At 54.5% G+C, this 16,976-nt stretch carries 19 protein-coding genes and 5 tRNA genes; 7 read left to right on the top strand and 17 right to left on the bottom strand.

Annotation, left to right across the window (positions count from 1 at the left end; all coding sequences use genetic code 11):
- Nucleotides 1-122: 122 nt before the first annotated feature.
- The 5 genes from galE (at nt 123) to gpmA (ending at nt 5,340) form a co-directional block, all read left to right on the top strand.
- On the top strand, nt 123-1,139 hold the full coding sequence (gene galE, locus F0320_RS06040; protein ID WP_126328048.1) for a UDP-glucose 4-epimerase GalE: 1,017 nt from the start codon (nt 123-125) through the stop codon (nt 1,137-1,139).
- Between the two features lie 9 nt (nt 1,140-1,148).
- On the top strand, nt 1,149-2,195 hold the full coding sequence (galT, locus tag F0320_RS06035) for a galactose-1-phosphate uridylyltransferase (RefSeq protein WP_047650611.1): 1,047 nt from the start codon (nt 1,149-1,151) through the stop codon (nt 2,193-2,195).
- Nucleotides 2,196-2,198: 3 nt separating this feature from the next.
- A complete protein-coding gene (galK, locus tag F0320_RS06030) occupies nt 2,199-3,347 on the top strand; it encodes a galactokinase (RefSeq protein ID WP_126328047.1) in 1,149 nt (382 codons plus the stop codon).
- Nucleotides 3,341-4,381 carry a galactose-1-epimerase gene (gene galM, locus F0320_RS06025; RefSeq protein ID WP_126328046.1) on the top strand — a complete coding sequence of 347 codons (1,041 nt, stop codon included), beginning with the start codon at nt 3,341-3,343 and terminating at the stop codon, nt 4,379-4,381. Before galK ends, galM begins: the two co-directional genes overlap by 7 nt.
- A gap of 206 nt (nt 4,382-4,587) precedes the next feature.
- On the top strand, nt 4,588-5,340 hold the full coding sequence (gene gpmA / locus F0320_RS06020) for a 2,3-diphosphoglycerate-dependent phosphoglycerate mutase (protein ID WP_126328045.1): 753 nt from the start codon (nt 4,588-4,590) through the stop codon (nt 5,338-5,340).
- Nucleotides 5,341-5,401: 61 nt separating this feature from the next.
- Here the strand turns inward: gpmA and aroG are convergent, their stop codons facing one another.
- The gene (aroG, locus tag F0320_RS06015) at nt 5,402-6,454 is read right to left on the bottom strand and encodes a 3-deoxy-7-phosphoheptulonate synthase AroG (protein ID WP_126328044.1); all 1,053 of its coding nucleotides are present in this window, start codon (nt 6,452-6,454) and stop codon (nt 5,402-5,404) included.
- 304 nt (nt 6,455-6,758) lie between these two features.
- Between aroG and F0320_RS06010 the strand changes: the two genes are divergently transcribed.
- The gene (locus F0320_RS06010) at nt 6,759-7,139 is read left to right on the top strand and encodes a protein YbgS (RefSeq protein WP_047650607.1); all 381 of its coding nucleotides are present in this window, start codon (nt 6,759-6,761) and stop codon (nt 7,137-7,139) included.
- A gap of 105 nt (nt 7,140-7,244) precedes the next feature.
- Entirely contained in the window at nt 7,245-8,183 is a 939-nt protein-coding gene (zitB, locus tag F0320_RS06005) for a CDF family zinc transporter ZitB (RefSeq protein ID WP_126328043.1), read from the top strand.
- Here zitB and pnuC read toward each other — a convergent pair.
- From pnuC to cydX, 16 genes are all read right to left on the bottom strand, one after another.
- The gene (gene pnuC, locus F0320_RS06000) at nt 8,180-8,899 is read right to left on the bottom strand and encodes a nicotinamide riboside transporter PnuC (protein WP_126328042.1); all 720 of its coding nucleotides are present in this window, start codon (nt 8,897-8,899) and stop codon (nt 8,180-8,182) included. The two genes, zitB and pnuC, sit on opposite strands and share 4 nt — an antisense overlap.
- A gap of 22 nt (nt 8,900-8,921) precedes the next feature.
- Nucleotides 8,922-9,965, bottom strand: coding sequence for a quinolinate synthase NadA (gene nadA, locus F0320_RS05995; protein WP_126328041.1), 1,044 nt, complete (start codon nt 9,963-9,965; stop codon nt 8,922-8,924).
- A gap of 191 nt (nt 9,966-10,156) precedes the next feature.
- A tRNA-Lys gene (locus F0320_RS05990) sits at nt 10,157-10,232 on the bottom strand.
- 31 nt (nt 10,233-10,263) lie between these two features.
- Nucleotides 10,264-10,339: transfer RNA gene (locus F0320_RS05985), tRNA-Lys, on the bottom strand.
- Between the two features lie 41 nt (nt 10,340-10,380).
- A tRNA-Lys gene (locus tag F0320_RS05980) sits at nt 10,381-10,456 on the bottom strand.
- A 3-nt stretch (nt 10,457-10,459) separates the two neighbouring features.
- Nucleotides 10,460-10,535, bottom strand: a tRNA-Val gene (locus tag F0320_RS05975).
- 26 nt (nt 10,536-10,561) lie between these two features.
- A tRNA-Lys gene (locus F0320_RS05970) sits at nt 10,562-10,637 on the bottom strand.
- A 161-nt stretch (nt 10,638-10,798) separates the two neighbouring features.
- The gene (cpoB, locus tag F0320_RS05965) at nt 10,799-11,593 is read right to left on the bottom strand and encodes a cell division protein CpoB (RefSeq protein ID WP_029740420.1); all 795 of its coding nucleotides are present in this window, start codon (nt 11,591-11,593) and stop codon (nt 10,799-10,801) included.
- A 9-nt stretch (nt 11,594-11,602) separates the two neighbouring features.
- Nucleotides 11,603-12,124, bottom strand: a complete 522-nt coding sequence (pal, locus tag F0320_RS05960) for a peptidoglycan-associated lipoprotein Pal (protein WP_003858578.1) — start codon at nt 12,122-12,124, stop codon at nt 11,603-11,605.
- A 35-nt stretch (nt 12,125-12,159) separates the two neighbouring features.
- The gene (tolB, locus tag F0320_RS05955) at nt 12,160-13,452 is read right to left on the bottom strand and encodes a Tol-Pal system beta propeller repeat protein TolB (RefSeq protein ID WP_013097529.1); all 1,293 of its coding nucleotides are present in this window, start codon (nt 13,450-13,452) and stop codon (nt 12,160-12,162) included.
- A gap of 134 nt (nt 13,453-13,586) precedes the next feature.
- On the bottom strand, nt 13,587-14,864 hold the full coding sequence (gene tolA, locus F0320_RS05950) for a cell envelope integrity protein TolA (RefSeq protein WP_126328040.1): 1,278 nt from the start codon (nt 14,862-14,864) through the stop codon (nt 13,587-13,589).
- A gap of 28 nt (nt 14,865-14,892) precedes the next feature.
- On the bottom strand, nt 14,893-15,321 hold the full coding sequence (tolR, locus tag F0320_RS05945; protein ID WP_003858589.1) for a colicin uptake protein TolR: 429 nt from the start codon (nt 15,319-15,321) through the stop codon (nt 14,893-14,895).
- Nucleotides 15,322-15,324: 3 nt separating this feature from the next.
- Nucleotides 15,325-16,017, bottom strand: coding sequence for a Tol-Pal system protein TolQ (gene tolQ, locus F0320_RS05940; protein WP_126328039.1), 693 nt, complete (start codon nt 16,015-16,017; stop codon nt 15,325-15,327).
- Complete coding sequence (gene ybgC, locus F0320_RS05935; RefSeq protein ID WP_003858593.1) at nt 16,014-16,418, bottom strand: tol-pal system-associated acyl-CoA thioesterase; 405 nt, start codon at nt 16,416-16,418, stop codon at nt 16,014-16,016. Before ybgC ends, tolQ begins: the two co-directional genes overlap by 4 nt.
- Before the next feature lie 148 nt (nt 16,419-16,566).
- Complete coding sequence (gene ybgE, locus F0320_RS05930; protein ID WP_008501100.1) at nt 16,567-16,857, bottom strand: cyd operon protein YbgE; 291 nt, start codon at nt 16,855-16,857, stop codon at nt 16,567-16,569.
- On the bottom strand, nt 16,857-16,970 hold the full coding sequence (cydX, locus tag F0320_RS05925) for a cytochrome bd-I oxidase subunit CydX (RefSeq protein ID WP_003858598.1): 114 nt from the start codon (nt 16,968-16,970) through the stop codon (nt 16,857-16,859). The genes ybgE and cydX overlap by 1 nt, the downstream gene beginning before the upstream one ends.
- Between the last annotated feature and the right edge of the window lie 6 nt (nt 16,971-16,976).

Genomic DNA, 16,976 nt, shown 5'->3' with positions numbered 1-16,976 from the left:
GTCATTGAAAAAGTGAGTATAAAAACGAGTGTAAACGATTCCACTATTTTATCCCATGTCACACTTTTCGCGTCTCTGTTATGCTATGGTTATTACATACCATAAGCCCAATGGAGCGAAACATGCGAGTTCTGGTAACAGGTGGTAGCGGTTACATAGGTAGTCATACCTGCGTGCAACTGCTGCAAAACGGTCACGACGTCATCATCCTCGACAACCTGTGCAACAGTAAGCGCAGCGTGCTGCCGGTGATTGAACGTCTTGGCGGTAAACAACCGACTTTCGTGGAAGGCGACATCCGCAACGAAGCGCTGATGACCGAGATCCTTCACGACCACGCCATCGAAGCGGTGATCCACTTTGCGGGTCTGAAAGCGGTCGGTGAATCCGTTGCGAAGCCGCTCGAGTATTACGACAACAACGTCAACGGTACCCTGCGTCTCATCTCCGCCATGCGCGCGGCCAACGTCAAAAACTTCATCTTTAGCTCCTCCGCCACCGTCTACGGCGATCAGCCCAAAATTCCTTACGTTGAAAGCTTCCCGACCGGTACGCCGCAAAGCCCGTACGGCAAAAGCAAGCTGATGGTGGAGCAGATCCTGACCGACCTGCAAAAAGCGCAGCCGGAGTGGAGCATCGCCTTACTGCGCTACTTCAACCCGGTCGGCGCGCATCCGTCTGGCGACATGGGTGAAGATCCGCAGGGCATCCCGAACAACCTGATGCCGTATATCGCCCAGGTTGCCGTGGGTCGCCGCGACTCGCTGGCGATTTTTGGCAATGACTATCCGACCGAAGACGGCACCGGCGTGCGCGACTACATCCACGTGATGGATCTGGCCGACGGCCACGTTGCGGCCATGCAGCAGCTGGCCAACAAACCGGGCGTGCATATTTACAACCTCGGCGCCGGTGTCGGCAGCAGCGTGCTGGACGTGGTTAATGCCTTCAGCAAAGCCTGCGGCAAGCCGGTGAACTACCACTTCGCTCTGCGTCGTGATGGCGACCTGCCTGCTTACTGGGCTGATGCCACCAAAGCCGATAAAGAGCTCAACTGGCGTGTGACGCGCACGCTTGATGAAATGGCACAGGATACCTGGCACTGGCAGTCACGCCACCCGCAAGGCTATCCGGACTAAGGATCCGTCATGACGCAATTTAATCCCGTCGATCATCCGCATCGTCGTTTTAACCCGTTAAGCGGGCAATGGATTTTGGTCTCTCCGCATCGCGCCAAGCGCCCCTGGCAGGGGGCGCAGGAGACGCCTGCAAAACAGACGCTGCCACAGCACGACCCGGACTGCTTCCTCTGTCCGGGCAACACGCGCGTCACCGGGGACAAAAACCCGGACTACAAAGGCACCTTCGTGTTCACCAACGATTTTGCCGCCCTGATGACCGACACGCCGGACGCGCCGGAAAGCCACGATCCGCTGATGCGCTGCGAAAGCGCGCGCGGAACCAGCCGCGTGATCTGCTTCTCGCCCGATCACAGCAAAACGCTGCCGGAGCTGAGCGTGGACGCGCTGAAAGAGGTCGTCAGCACCTGGCAGGCGCAAACCGCCGAGCTGGGGCAGAGCTATCCGTGGGTGCAGGTATTCGAAAACAAAGGCGCGGCCATGGGCTGCTCAAACCCGCACCCGCACGGCCAGATCTGGGCGAACAGCTTCCTGCCTAACGAAGCCGAGCGTGAAGACCGTCTGCAGAAAGCGTATTACGCGGAAAACGGTTCGCCGATGCTGGTGGATTACACCCAGCGCGAGCTGGCCGACGGCAGCCGCACCGTGGTGGAAACCGAACACTGGCTGGCCGTTGTCCCTTACTGGGCCGCCTGGCCGTTTGAAACGCTGCTGCTGCCGAAAGCGCACGTGCAGCGCATCACCGATCTCAGCGACGCGCAGCGCGACGACCTTGCTCTGGCGCTGAAAAAGCTCACCAGCCGTTACGACAACCTGTTCCAGTGCTCCTTCCCGTACTCCATGGGCTGGCACGGCGCCCCGTTTAACGGCGAAGAGAATCAACACTGGCAGCTGCACGCCCATTTCTATCCGCCGCTGCTGCGCTCTGCGACGGTGCGTAAATTTATGGTGGGCTATGAAATGCTGGCGGAAACCCAGCGTGACCTGACGGCGGAACAGGCGGCAGAACGCCTGCGTGCCGTTAGCGACGTCCACTATCGCGAATCAGGAGTCTAAAAAATGAGTCTGAAAGATAAAACACAATCCCTGTTTGCTGAGAAATTTGGCTACCCTGCCACCCACGTTATCCAGGCGCCAGGCCGCGTCAACCTGATCGGTGAACACACCGACTATAACGACGGTTTCGTGCTGCCGTGCGCTATCGATTACCAGACCGTCATCAGCTGTGCGAAGCGCGACGACCGTAAAGTTCGCGTGATTGCGGCGGATTACGGTAATGAGACGGACGAGTTTTCCCTCGATGCTCCGATTGTGACGCACGACAGCCAGCAATGGTCTAACTACGTGCGCGGGGTGGTGAAACACCTTCAGAAGCGCAACAAGAACTTTGGCGGCGCCGATTTAGTTATCAGCGGCAACGTGCCGCAGGGTGCGGGCTTAAGCTCCTCTGCGTCGCTGGAAGTCGCCGTTGGCACCGTGTTCCAGCAGCTTTATCATCTGTCGCTGGACGGCGCGCAAATCGCTCTGAATGGTCAGGAAGCAGAAAACCAGTTCGTGGGCTGCAACTGCGGCATTATGGACCAGCTGATCTCCGCGCTCGGCAAAAAAGAGCATGCCCTGTTAATTGATTGCCGCTCGCTGGGTACCAAAGCCGTTCCCCTGCCAAAAGGCGCGGCTGTCATCATCATTAACAGCAACTTTAAGCGCACGCTGGTGGGCAGCGAATACAATACCCGCCGCGAGCAATGCGAAACCGGCGCCCGCTTCTTCCAGCAGCCTGCCCTGCGCGACGTGACGCTCAATGAATTTAACAAAGTGGCGCACGAGCTGGATCCGGTCGTCGCCAAACGCGTTCGTCACGTGCTGACGGAAAATGCCCGTACCGTTGAAGCCGCGTCCGCGCTGGCGAAAGGTGACCTGAAACGCATGGGTGAGCTGATGGCGGAATCTCACGCCTCCATGCGCGATGATTTTGAAATCACCGTTCCGCAGATCGACACCCTGGTGGACATCGTTAAAGCCACCATTGGCGACAAAGGCGGCGTGCGCATGACGGGCGGCGGTTTTGGCGGCTGCATCGTTGCGCTGGTGCCAGAAGAGCTGGTCCCTGCCGTACAGGATGCCGTGGCGAAGCAGTACGAAGCCAAAACAGGCATCAAAGAAACCTTCTATGTTTGCAAAGCATCACAAGGAGCCGGACAGTGCTAAACGAAACACCTACCCTTGCACCGGATGGTCTGCCGTATCGCCTGTTAACCCTGCGCAACAGCGCGGGGATGGTCGTTACGGTGATGGACTGGGGGGCAACCCTTCTTTCTGCCCGCGTACCGATGCCGGACGGCAGCGTGCGCGAGACTCTGCTCGGCTGCGCCTCGCCTGAGCAGTACGTCAATCAGTCCGCCTATCTGGGCGCGTCCGTTGGGCGTTATGCTAACCGCATCGCAAAGAGCCGCTTTGAGCTCGACGGCGTGCAGTACACCCTGCTTCCAAGCCAGGGTGAGAACCAGCTGCACGGCGGTCCGGACGGGTTCGATAAACGCCGCTGGAAGATTGTTCGTCAAAACGATGGCGAAGTGCTGTTCTCGCTGGATTCGCCTGATGGCGATCAGGGCTTCCCGGGGAACCTTGTCGCGTCCGCGCGCTTTACGCTGACCGACGACAACCGTATCGCCATCGAATACCGTGCGACGGTCGATAAGCCGTGTCCGGTCAACCTGACCAATCACGCGTATTTTAATCTGGACGGTAGCCAGTGCGACGTGCGTAACCACAAGCTGCAGATCCTGGCGGATGCGTATCTGCCGGTTGACGAGATGGGCATTCCGCATCAGGGCCTCAAAGACGTGAGCGGCACCAGCTTTGACTTCCGCAGCGCGAAGACCATCGCCCAGGATTTCATGAGCGATGACGATCAGCGTAAGGTAAAAGGCTACGACCACGCTTTCCTGCTGCAGGCCAAAGGCGATGTGAAACAACCTGCCGTACAGGTCTGGTCTGCGGATGAGAAACTGCAGATGACGGTTTATACCACCGCCCCTGCCCTGCAGTTTTACTCAGGCAACTACCTCGGCGGCACCACGGCGCGCGAACACGATGAGTACAGCGACTGGCAAGGCCTGGCGCTGGAGAGCGAGTTCCTGCCGGACAGCCCGAACCATCCTGAATGGCCACAGCCGGACTGCGTGCTGCGCCCGGGTGAAGAGTACGTGAGCGTGACGGAATATCATTTTATTCCACATTAATATCCAGCCCTCCCTCCGGAGGGCTTTTTTCTGCGCGCCTTGCTGAAAATAGCGCCGATCGCAGACAAAATCATAACCCTGGATTCACAAGCATCTTACACTCAGAGACTATTTTCGCTATGGTTAGGGTTAAGCGTTGCTGGTGGCACGGCCACGGCAATATAATGAGAATTGTTATCATTCTAAAAATGCTTGAGGAGTAAGAGATGGCTATAACTAAGCTGGTCCTGGTGCGTCACGGCGAAAGCCAGTGGAACAACGAAAACCGCTTTACCGGTTGGTACGACGTTGATCTGTCTGAGAAAGGCGTAAGCGAAGCAAAAGCAGCGGGTAAACTGCTGAAGGAAGAAGGCTTTAGCTTTGATTTTGCTTACACCTCTGTGCTGAAACGTGCCATCCACACCCTGTGGAACGTGCTGGACGAACTGGATCAGGCCTGGCTGCCGGTTGAGAAGTCCTGGAAACTGAACGAACGTCACTACGGTGCGCTGCAGGGCCTGAACAAAGCGGAAACCGCTGAGAAATATGGCGATGAGCAGGTTAAACAGTGGCGTCGCGGCTTCGCAATCACCCCACCAGAGCTGACCAAAGATGACGAGCGCTACCCGGGCCACGATCCGCGTTACGCGAAGCTGACCGACTCTGAGCTGCCAACCACCGAAAGCCTGGCGCTGACCATCGACCGCGTTGTGCCTTACTGGAACGAAACCATTCTGCCACGCCTGAAAAGCGGTGAGCGCGTGATCGTCGCCGCTCACGGTAACTCCCTGCGTGCGCTGGTGAAATACCTGGACAACATGGGTGAAGACGAAATCCTCGAACTGAACATCCCAACTGGCGTACCGCTGGTGTATGAGTTCGACGAAAACTTCAAGCCAATCAAACACTATTATCTGGGTAACGCAGAAGAGATCGCGGCGAAAGCAGCGGCTGTAGCGAACCAGGGTAAAGCGAAGTAATTTTCGCCAGATATAAAAAAAGCGCGGAGCCTTCCGCGCTTTTTTATTTGTGCCTGAGAATTCAGCCGCGGCGCGCTTTTACCGCATTCGCCAACTGACGCAGGATGGTATCGGTATCGTCCCAGCCAATGCAGGCATCGGTGACGCTTTTGCCATACACCAGCGGCTCGCTGCCTTCCAGGTTCTGGTTACCTTCAACCAGATGGCTTTCGATCATTACCCCAATCACCGCCTTCTCACCGCCGGCAATCTGCTGGCAGATGTCTACCCCCACTTCCATCTGCTTTTTAAACTGCTTGCTGGAGTTGGCATGGCTGAAATCGATCATCACCTGCGGTGGCAGCCCGGCTTTTTCCAGCCCGACCTTCACTTCTGCCACGTGTTTCGCGCTGTAGTTCGGCTCTTTGCCGCCGCGCAGAATGATATGGCAGTCACCGTTCCCGCTGGTGTTAACGATGGCGGAATGGCCCCATTTGGTTACGGACAGGAAGCAGTGCGGCGCACCCGCTGCGTTGATGGCGTCGATAGCCACCTTAATGGTGCCGTCAGTGCCGTTTTTGAAACCCACCGGGCAAGAAAGACCGGACGCCAGCTCGCGGTGCACCTGAGATTCGGTTGTGCGCGCACCAATTGCGCCCCAGCTCATCAGGTCTGCCAGGTATTGTGGCGTAATCATGTCCAGAAATTCACCGGCAGCAGGCAGGCCGCTGTCGTTGATCTCCAGCAGCAGCTTGCGCGCAATGCGCAGGCCGTCGTTGATCTGGAAGCTGTTATCCATATGCGGATCGTTAATCAGCCCTTTCCAGCCCACGGTGGTGCGCGGTTTTTCAAAATAAACGCGCATTACGATTTCCAGCTCATCCTTCAGCTCTTCACGGAGGGTGAGCAGACGGGCTGCGTACTCTTTCGCAGCTGCAGGATCGTGAATGGAGCACGGACCAATCACCACCAGAAGACGATCGTCATTACCTTTCAGGATCTTATGGATCGCTTTACGAGCATGAGAAACCGTGTTTGCGGCATTTTCAGTGGCGGGGAATTTCTCAAGGAGCGCTACAGGAGGTAATAACTCATTGATCTCTTTAATGCGTAAATCGTCGTTCTGATAATTCATCTTCGTTCCAGCTCTGCCATATCTTTAGTAATGAAAGCAATCCTTTCAATCTATCTTGTCGACCAGGAAGTGTAAACACGGTTTTACACTTCACGCAGATAATTCCTGGAATTCGCCTAAAAATCGCCACAAAATAGCGAAAAACGAGATCTAACCTAAGCTTTTTAACTGTAACAACCAATTTTACACGCTTAAACGCGATTCCCTACTGGCGTAAGTCCGTAAGGCGGAATCTTTCGCCTCTGAAAAAGATGCACTGTTGGAGAATGTTATCCAGCGTAACGACAAGAACAGGAGCACCATGATGAAAATGACAAAACTGGCAACCCTCTTCCTGACCGCCACACTCACTCTGGCCAGCGGCAGCGTCCTGGCCGCGGAAACGGGCACATCAGACAGCAACGGCGATGCGAATGCCGCTGCGGCAGCAGGCCAGCCCGCCCCTGATGCGAAACAGAATATCGCCCCGAATAATGTCGACAACAGCCAGATCAATACCGGTAATACCAACACCGGCGGCACCATGCTGCATCCCAACGGCAGCGGTTCCGACACCATGAATCATGACAATATGAGTTCGGATGAGGTTCATAAGAACTCAATGTGTAAGGACGGCAAATGCCCTGACCCTAATGACAAAGTAGGAAACGACGCGAATACCAAAACCGATGGCACCACCCAGTAATGGGGATGTTCGGTAAGAAAAAGGAGAGCTCTGGCTCTCCTTTCTTTTTGGAGTAACCTATTAAAAACGCTACACTAAAAACAATAACACATCAGGAAAGCAGACATGGCGCACTCCCATTCCCACTCACCCTCTCCCGGCAACGACAACGCTAAACGACTGATGCTGGCCTTTGGCGTTACCGCAACGTTTATGATTATCGAGGTCATTGGCGGCCTGATTTCCGGCTCTCTGGCGCTACTGGCTGACGCCGGACATATGCTGACCGATGCCGCAGCGCTGCTCTTCGCCCTGCTGGCGGTACAGTTTGCGCGTCGTCCTCCCAATGCGCGCCATACCTTCGGCTGGCTGAGGCTGACAACCCTCGCCGCGTTTGTTAACGCCATTGCGCTGGTGGTCATTACCGTTCTCATCGTCTGGGAGGCCGTACAGCGCTTCAGACACCCGCAGCCGATCGCCGGGGCAACCATGATGGTGATTGCCGTGGCGGGGCTGCTGGCGAATATACTGGCCTTCTGGATTTTGCACCGCGGCAGCGGGGAAAAGAACCTCAACGTACGCGCTGCGGCTCTGCATGTTCTGGGTGATTTACTCGGCTCAGTCGGGGCGATTGTCGCCGCGCTGGTGATCCTCTACACCGGCTGGACGCCTGTCGATCCTATTCTGTCCGTGCTGGTGTCGTGTCTGGTCTTGCGCAGCGCCTGGCGGCTGCTGAAGGAGAGCGTGAATGAACTGCTTGAAGGGGCACCGTCATCGATGGATATTGACGAGCTGAAGCGCAACCTGCGCCGTTCGGTCCCGGAAGTCCGTAATGTTCATCACGTGCACGTCTGGCTGGTGGGGGAAAAACCGGTCATGACGCTGCACGTCCAGGTGATCCCGCCTCACGACCACGATGCGCTGCTTGAGCGCATCCAGCATTTTCTTGAACATCACTACGAAATTGGCCACGCCACCATCCAGATGGAGTATCAGCCCTGTAACGGGCCGGACTGCCACCTTAACGAGGCGCAGTCCGGACATTCACATCAGCATCACCACTAGCTGGAAAGCGCGTGAGAACCTCGCTCACGCGCGCTCTTAATCCACATCCGGCTGCCGTTCAGCGCGATGAAGGTCAGCAGCAGATATTCCAGCGACATCGCATAGACGCCCTGCAGGGCGAAGATCGCCACGCTGATCACGTTGATGATCACCCACAGCAGCCAGTTCTCAACGTATTTACGGGTCATCAGGATCATCGCCGCAATCGACAGCACCATCATGCAGGAATCCCAGAACGGGAAGGCATCCGGCTGGAGCTCGGGCATCGTCACGTTCAGGCCGAAACCTGACATGACCGAAACGGCAACGCGGGTCAGGAACGCAAACACCGGGTTGATATAGACGGTCATTAAGCCAATGGCGAGCAGACAGGCGACAAACCAGGCGATGGCTTTCGGCAAGGGCAGCCAGCGGATCTGCAGCTCTGCCTCCTGCTGGCTGTTCTGACGCGACCACGCGTACCAGCCGTAAATATTGGCGGCGAAGAAGAACAGCTGTAAAAGCAGGCTGGCGTACAGCTGGATCTGGAAGAAGATAATCGCAAACAGCGTAACGTTAATCAGCCCGAACGCGTAGTTGCTGATCTTCTCCAGGCTTGCCAGCCAGATACAGAGTAATCCCGCCAGCGTGCCAACGGCCTCAATCCATGACAGGTCATAGCCACCTGCACCAATCGGTATATGAACCAGAATGTTCTGCGTGCTAAAAAAATCCATCTTTTCCCCGGGGCGTTTTGAATTAAGTACGTAGTGTAGCCGCAAAATCCAGCATGCGGTTAAGCGGAATTAATGCACCTTCACGCAGAGCAGCATCCACATGGATTTCATGTGCTGCACCGCCCGTCTCGAGCCCGTCGGCAATGGCCTTCAGGCCGTTCATCGCCATCCATGGGCAATGCGCACAGCTGCGACACGTTGCGCCCTCACCCGCCGTTGGCGCTTCAAGGAGCTCTTTCTCCGGCACGGCCTGCTGCATCTTGTAGAAGATACCGCGATCGGTCGCCACGATGAGCTGCCTGTTAGGCAGCGTTCTGGCCGCGTTGATAAGCTGGCTGGTTGAGCCCACGGCGTCCGCCATGTCGACAATCGACTGCGGTGATTCAGGGTGAACAAGAATCGCGGCATCAGGATAAAGTGCCTTCATGCGCGCCAGCGCCTGGGTTTTGAATTCGTCGTGCACAATGCAGGCACCCTGCCAGCAGAGAACGTCAGCCCCCGTCTGCTTCTGGACATAATTTCCAAGATGGCGGTCAGGCGCCCAGATGATTTTCTCGCCCAGGCTGTCCAGGTGTTCAATGAGCTCAACGGCGATGCTGGAGGTGACAACCCAGTCTGCCCGCGCTTTTACCGCCGCAGAGGTGTTGGCGTAAACCACCACGGTCCGGTCAGGGTGGGCGTCGCAGAAGGCCGTGAACTCGTCAATCGGGCAGCCGAGATCCAGGGAACACTCTGCATTAAGCGTGGGCATCAGAATGGTTTTTTCAGGGCTCAGGATCTTTGCCGTTTCGCCCATAAAACGCACGCCAGCAACCAGCAGCGTGGAAGCAGGATGTTTTGCACCGAAGCGTGCCATCTCCAGTGAGTCAGAAATACAGCCCCCGGTCTCTTCCGCCAGCTGCTGAATTTCCGGGTCGGTGTAGTAATGGGCCACCATCACCGCATCTCGTTCTTTGAGAAGACGTTTGATCTTCTCACGGTAGAACTGCTTTTCGTCCTGGCTCAGCGGGACAGGCTTTGGCGGAAACGGATAGATTGCGGCTTCAGGATCAAACATCACGCTCATTATGGCTTCTCGTTTTACGGGCTTAACAATATTGCCTTTCTTTTGCCTGACATAGCAAAACGCGTGGCAATTGTGTTTTTTATACTAAACAAGATAGCGAATCTGGAGTGAAAAGTCACCGGGAATAGATGTGCGGAGCATTTGTTGTATCGCAGATAGCAAAAAAGCGCCTTTAGGGCGCTTTTTAACATTGGTGGGTCGTGCAGGATTCGAACCTGCGACCAATTGATTAAAAGTCAACTGCTCTACCAACTGAGCTAACGACCCTTTGCGGGATGTACTTCAAATTTATTCAGGCTGGTGGGTCGTGCAGGATTCGAACCTGCGACCAATTGATTAAAAGTCAACTGCTCTACCAACTGAGCTAACGACCCTTTTGGGTGTTGCCTGAATTATCACTCGGAACCAATAAAATTGGTGGGTCGTGCAGGATTCGAACCTGCGACCAATTGATTAAAAGTCAACTGCTCTACCAACTGAGCTAACGACCCGAGTGGTGGGTGATGACGGGCTCGAACCGCCGACCCCCTCCGTGTAAAGGAGATGCTCTACCAACTGAGCTAATCACCCACTCTGTACTGCCAATATGCGTTAAGTGGTGGGTCGTGCAGGATTCGAACCTGCGACCAATTGATTAAAAGTCAACTGCTCTACCAACTGAGCTAACGACCCACTTTTACGCTGTTTTCACGTTGTTTGATATCCCGTGGCAACGGCGGCATATATTACTGATTTAAGAATTCAGCGCAACAAAAATTTCGATGAAGATCACTTAACTGCTTACGAATCATGCTGCACGACCAGAAATAACGCGATTTCTGGTCATGCGATAATCATCCCATCGAATTCAGACGTTTTTGCGCCTGCTTGGCACCTTCGGTACCCGGGAATTTAGAGACCACCTGCTGATAAACCGCTTTGGCTTTCGCAGTGTCGCCTTTGTCCTGCATGATGACGCCCACTTTATACATCGCATCAGGCGCTTTTGGCGATTTCGGGTAATTTTTCACCACTGAGGCAAAATAAAACGCCGCATCGTCCTTTTTACCCTTGTTGTAATTCAGCTGACCGAGCCAGTAATTCGCATTTGGCTGATAAGTGGAATCAGGGTATTTCTTCACAAAGTTCTGAAACGCAGCAAGCGCGTCATCCTGACGAGATTGATCCTGCACCAGGGCAATGGCCGCGTTGTAGTCCGTATTCGCGTCACCGCTCTGTACAGGCGCACCTGTTGAAGCAGAAGCATCTGCAGCCGGTGCTGATGTCGCCGCACCGGTCTGATCGCCCGCGGCTGGCTGTGCTTGTGCTGCTGCACCACCACTGCTCAGGCTATCTATCTGCAGCAAAATCTGCTTCTGACGTTCCACAACCTGGTTCAACTGATACTGGCTTTCCTGAATCTGGCCGCGGAGAGAGTCAATATCGTTTTGATTATCGGAAAGTTGTTGCTGGAGTTGGGTTAAAAGCTGGCTGTGAGCGTTAGAAATACGCTCGAGTTGAGTGACCCGGTCTTCTACCGAGCCTGAGCCGACACTACTGATTGGTGCCTGAGCAAAAGCGGCCCAAGGGGCCGCTATTCCAACCAGTAACGACAGACTCAACAGATGATGTCTGAAGTTACTGCTCATGCAATTCTCTTAGTAAACCAGTACGGCACGACGGTTTTTGGAGTAAGCCGCTTCGTCGTGACCCAGTACTGCAGGTTTTTCTTTACCGTAAGAAACGATGGAGATCTGGTCAGCAGAAACGCCTTTACCCTGCAGGTACATTTTAACAGCGTTAGCACGACGTTCACCCAGGGAGATGTTGTACTCTGGAGTACCACGTTCGTCCGCGTGACCTTCTACGGTGACTTTGTAAGATGGGTTGCTACGCAGGAAGTTAGCGTGCGCATCCAGCATCGCAGCGAAGTCAGAACGGATGTCGTATTTATCCAGATCGAAGTAAACGATGTTGTTCTGCTGCAGCTGCTGCATCTGAAGACGCGCCTGCTCTTCAGAAGACATGTTGCCATTGCCGTTCGCGTCCATACCGGTGCCGGCACCCATCATGCCTTCGCCGCTCTGGTCATTGCTGGCGTTCTTGTTAGAAGAACACGCTGCGATTGCCATTACAGGCAGAGCGATCATCAGCCCCTTCAGCACTTTGTTCAGTTGCATTTCTATGATTCCTTTAGTAATCAATTAATTATTATTTACAGATACGGCGACCAGGCAGGTGATTTTACCTGTCCATCAGTTGCCGGAATACGCGCTTTGAAACGCCCATCTGTAGAAACCAGATTCAGCACAGATCCCATCCCCTGAGAAGAGCTGTAGATTACCATCGTGCCGTTAGGTGCCAGACTTGGCGTTTCATCCAGGAACGTTGACGACAGAACTTGAACGCCACCCGCTACCAGATCTTGTTTGGCAATGTGCTGCTGCCCACCGTTGGAGCTCACCATTACCATAAATTTACCGTCGCTGCTCACGTCTGCGTTCTGGTTCTGCGAACCTTCCCAGGTAATACGCTGCGGAGCACCGCCGTTGATGTTGACTTTGTAAATTTGTGGACGGCCAGCCTGGTCAGAGGTAAACGCCAGGTTTTGACTGTCCGGGAACCATGAAGGTTCGGTGTTGTTGCTGCGACCGTCGGTCACCTGACGAATCTGGCCAGAGCCAATGTCCATCACGTACAGGTTCAGGCTACCGGTTTTTGACAGCGCAAACGCCAGTTTAGACCCGTCCGGAGAGAAGGAAGGTGCACCGTTGTGACGTGGGAAAGAGGCCACCTGACGAACAGCACCGTTTGCCAGCGTCTGGATTACCAGCGCTGAACGGCCGCTTTCGAAGGTTACATAGGCCAGTTTAGAACCGTCCGGAGACCAGGCTGGAGACATCAGCGGCTGCGAAGAACGTTTCACCAGGAACTGGTTGTAGCCGTCGTAGTCAGATACGCGCAGCTCATACGGGAACTGACCACCGTTGGTCTGCACCACATAAGCAATACGGGTACGGAACGCCCCTTTAATGCCGGTCAGTTTTTCAAATACCGCATCGCTGGCAGCGTGTGCCGCGTAGCGCAGGTACTGCTTAGTGACCTTGTAAGAGTTCTGTGCCAGAACGGTACCCGGTGCACCGCCGGTATCGACCAGCTGCCAGGCCACGTTGTAAGAGCCGTCCGGGTTAGGCGTAACCTGACCCACAACCACGGCATCAATACCCAGTGCAGACCATGCTGCAGGCTGTACTTCCTGCGCGCTGCCCGGCTGCTGCGGCAGACGAGAACGATCTAACGGGTTGAATTTACCGCTGTTACGCAGGTCAGCCGCCACGATGCCACCGGCATCTTCAGGTGCAGCGCCAGGACCGGCCCACTGGAACGGAACAACACCGATTGGGCGTGCCGAGTCCACCCCCTGGGTGATCTCGATACGTACTTCTGCGTGCAGTACTGCTGCCCACAGCATTAAAAAACTAAATGCTACACGTAATGCCTGCTTCATCATATCTCCCTTATCCGGGTAACTTTACCCACGATAATTTAGCAGAATGTTAACAAACTCAAATAGACAAAACTACCAGAACCCTGTGACTAAACCTGGTCTATTTTTCCCCGTTTGCACGGGGAAAATGTAACTTAAGGTTTGAAGTCCAGCGGCGCATTTTTGAAGACTTCGTAAACTGCCTGAGACGGCGGTTTAGGCATCTTCGCCTGACGCGCTGCAGCCAGGGCCGCAGTACATAAAGCCGGGTCGCCACCTTCAGACTTAATATCCAGCAGCATGCCGTCCGGAGCCAGTTTTATACGCAACGTACACGTTTTACCGGTATAGGAAGACGCATCATAAAATCGGCTTTCAATAGCGGATTTAATCTGCGCGGCATAACCGTTGATTTCAGCCCCTGTCGCACCGTTACTCTTAGTGTTACCACTTCCCGTCGGCGCTGCGTTGTTTCCTTTCGCCCCACCGCCCGTTTTCGGTGCATTCTTACCGGAGCTCAAATCGCCCAGCAGATCGTCAACCCCTGCGGCAGCAGCAGCTTTTTCAGCAGCAGCGGCCTTTTTGGCAGCCGCTTTATCAGCAGCAGCTTTCTTATCGGCAGCGGCCTTCTCAGCTGCAGCTTTTTTATCGGCAGCGGCTTTTTCAGCGGCGGCAGCTTTTTCTGCAGCCGCTTTCTCAGCAGCAGCCGCTTTCTTCGCGGCCTCGGCAGCAGCTTTCTTCGCGGCCTCGGCAGCAGCTTTCTTCTCTGCTTCCTGAGCGGCTTTTTTCGCGGCTTCCGCTTCGGCTTTCTTCTGAGCATCAGCAGCGGCTTTCTTCGCGGCTTCCGCTTCAGCTTTCTTCTGAGCATCGGCAGCGGCTTTCTTCGCGGCTTCCGCTTCAGCTTTCTTCTGAGCATCAGCAGCGGCTTTCTTCGCCGCTTCTGCCGCTAGTTTCGCCTGGGCATCAGCCTGCGCTTTCGCGTCCGCTGCGGCTTTTGCTGCCGCCTCTTCCGCCTGCTTTTGCTGTTCCTGTGCTTTCTTCGCGGCCTCTTCGGCTTGCTTCTGCTGTTCCGCCTGCTCTTTCGCAGCTTCCTGCGCCTGCAAACGCTCTTTCTCAAGCTGCTTCAGACGCTCCTGCTCTGCGGCCTGCTTTTCACGCAGTTCTTCCGCCTGCTGTTGCGACTGTTTTTCACGCTGCTCTTCAGCCCGTTTAGCACTCGCCTTCTGCTGCTGTTCGCGATTATAGTTCTGTACTACCGCACCGGGATCCACCATCACGGCGTCAATGGAAGACCCTCCACCGCCGCCGGCTGATGCATCAATATGCTCGTCGAACGAACTCCAGATCAGCGCTGCAAAGAGAATCACGTGCAGCACTGCGGAGACGATTATCGCTCGCTTAAGCTTGTCGTTCTGTTCGGTTGCCTTTGACACTATCGGTTCCCAAAAACTACGCGGATGATCAAATAGGTTGGGTCATTAAGCCAACTGACTTAACACCCGCACTATGTAGCAAGTTCAGCGCTTTAATAATTTCATCGTAGGGTACGTCTTTCGCGCCACCGATTAAGAAGACCGTTTTCGGATTTGACTCCAGACGACGCTGCGCCTCTGCAATCACCTGCTCAGGCGGCAGCTGATCCATACGATCTTTCTCTACCACGACGCTGTATTGCCCTACGCCGGAAACCTCAATGATAACCGGAGGATCGTCATTGGTGCTCACCGCCTGTGATTCTGTCGCATCCGGCAGATCCACTTCCACGCTCTGGGTAATGATTGGCGCTGTCGCCATGAAGATCAGCAGCAGTACCAGCAGGACGTCCAGCAGTGGAACGATATTAATTTCGGACTTGAGCTCGCGACGACCTCGTCCACGCGATCTGGCCATGGTTTACCCCTTGTTGCTCTCGGTGCTGGTAAACGCCTGACGGTGCAGAATCGCAGTGAACTCTTCCATAAAGTTGTCGTAGTTCAGTTCCAGTTTGTTCACGCGCTGGTTCAGACGGTTGTAAGCCATAACCGCAGGAATTGCCGCAAACAGACCGATAGCGGTCGCAATCAGTGCTTCAGCGATACCCGGTGCAACCATCTGCAACGTCGCCTGCTTCACCGCGCCCAGCGCGATAAAGGCGTGCATAATCCCCCACACGGTACCAAACAGGCCGATATACGGGCTGATGGAACCGACAGTGCCGAGGAATGGAATATGGGTTTCGAGATTTTCCAGCTCACGGTTCATAGAGATACGCATCGCACGCGAGGCACCTTCTACAACCGCTTCCGGCGCATGATTGTTTGCACGATGCAGACGAGCAAACTCTTTGAAACCGCTATAAAAAATTTGCTCGGAGCCTGTAAGGTTTTCACGGCGCACCTGGCTTTCCTGATAAAGACGAGAAAGCTCAATACCCGACCAGAACTTATCTTCAAACGCTTCAGCTTCACGGCCAGCGGCATTGAGGATACGCGTTCTCTGGATGATGATGGCCCAGGATGCGATTGAAAAACCAATCAAAATCAACATGATAAGTTTAACCAGAAGGCTTGCCTTCAGGAACAAATCAAGGATATTCATGTCAGTCACTGCTTAAACTCCGCGACAATAGACTTAGGAAGCGCACGAGGCTTCATTATGGTTGGATCAACACAAACAATCAGCACTTCAGCTGAGTTCAGTACGGTATTCTCTGCGTTGACTATCCGCTGCGTGAAAACCAGTGAGGTCCCGCGCATTGATGTAATTTCAGTTTGGACTTCGAGCATATCGTCGAGTCTGGCAGGCGCAAAATACTCAAGCGTCATCTTGCGTACCACGAAGGCAACTCGCTCAGCCAACAGCACCTGTTGACTAAAGTGATGATGGCGCAGCATCTCTGTGCGTGCCCGTTCATAAAAAGCAACGTAGCTGGCGTGGTAAACCACACCACCGGCATCGGTATCTTCGTAATAGACACGAACCGGCCATCGAAACAGCGTTGTATTCACTTTACATCCCGGTAATGCAACAAAAGTTAGAGCTTTTAAACTTCGCTACTATACGCGCGGGAAAGAGGGTTGGGAATGGGGGAAAGTAAACGGAGAGTAAATTTTTATGGGCTCGGGTAAGCCCATAACGTTAACGGACATTTCTTATTCAGAAGAAGAAGAAAATCAAACCGGCGAGAAGCACCAGATCGGCAATCAGCGGGCAAAAAATTCCCTGCCAGTGAACGGCTTTCGGACGAAAGCCCACGCCGTGGATCACACCTGCGCACACCGCCCACATAATGAGGAAGCCGTGCCAGATTTCAAGCTCGCTGGTTTTCGCTGCAAAGCGCGAAGGGTCCCAGAAGATACAACCTGCCAGCAGTAATGCCATCACTAAAGAAAGCGCCCGTAACGGGCGCTTATCCATTACCGCATATAACTTTGCGATAATATTCATCAGTGTTTTTCTTCACCCGCTTTGGTCGCTTCGACGTGCTCAAGCGCCAGGGCAGTGATGACACCAAATGCACAGGCAAGAAGCGTCCCTAAAATCCATGCGAAATACCACATATTCAG

Origin of the sequence: Enterobacter dykesii (genome assembly GCF_008364625.2) — a bacterium.
GTDB lineage: Bacteria > Pseudomonadota > Gammaproteobacteria > Enterobacterales > Enterobacteriaceae > Enterobacter > Enterobacter dykesii.
Note: the sequence above shows the minus strand (reverse complement) of the source record. Positions and strands in the feature narration are given on the sequence as shown.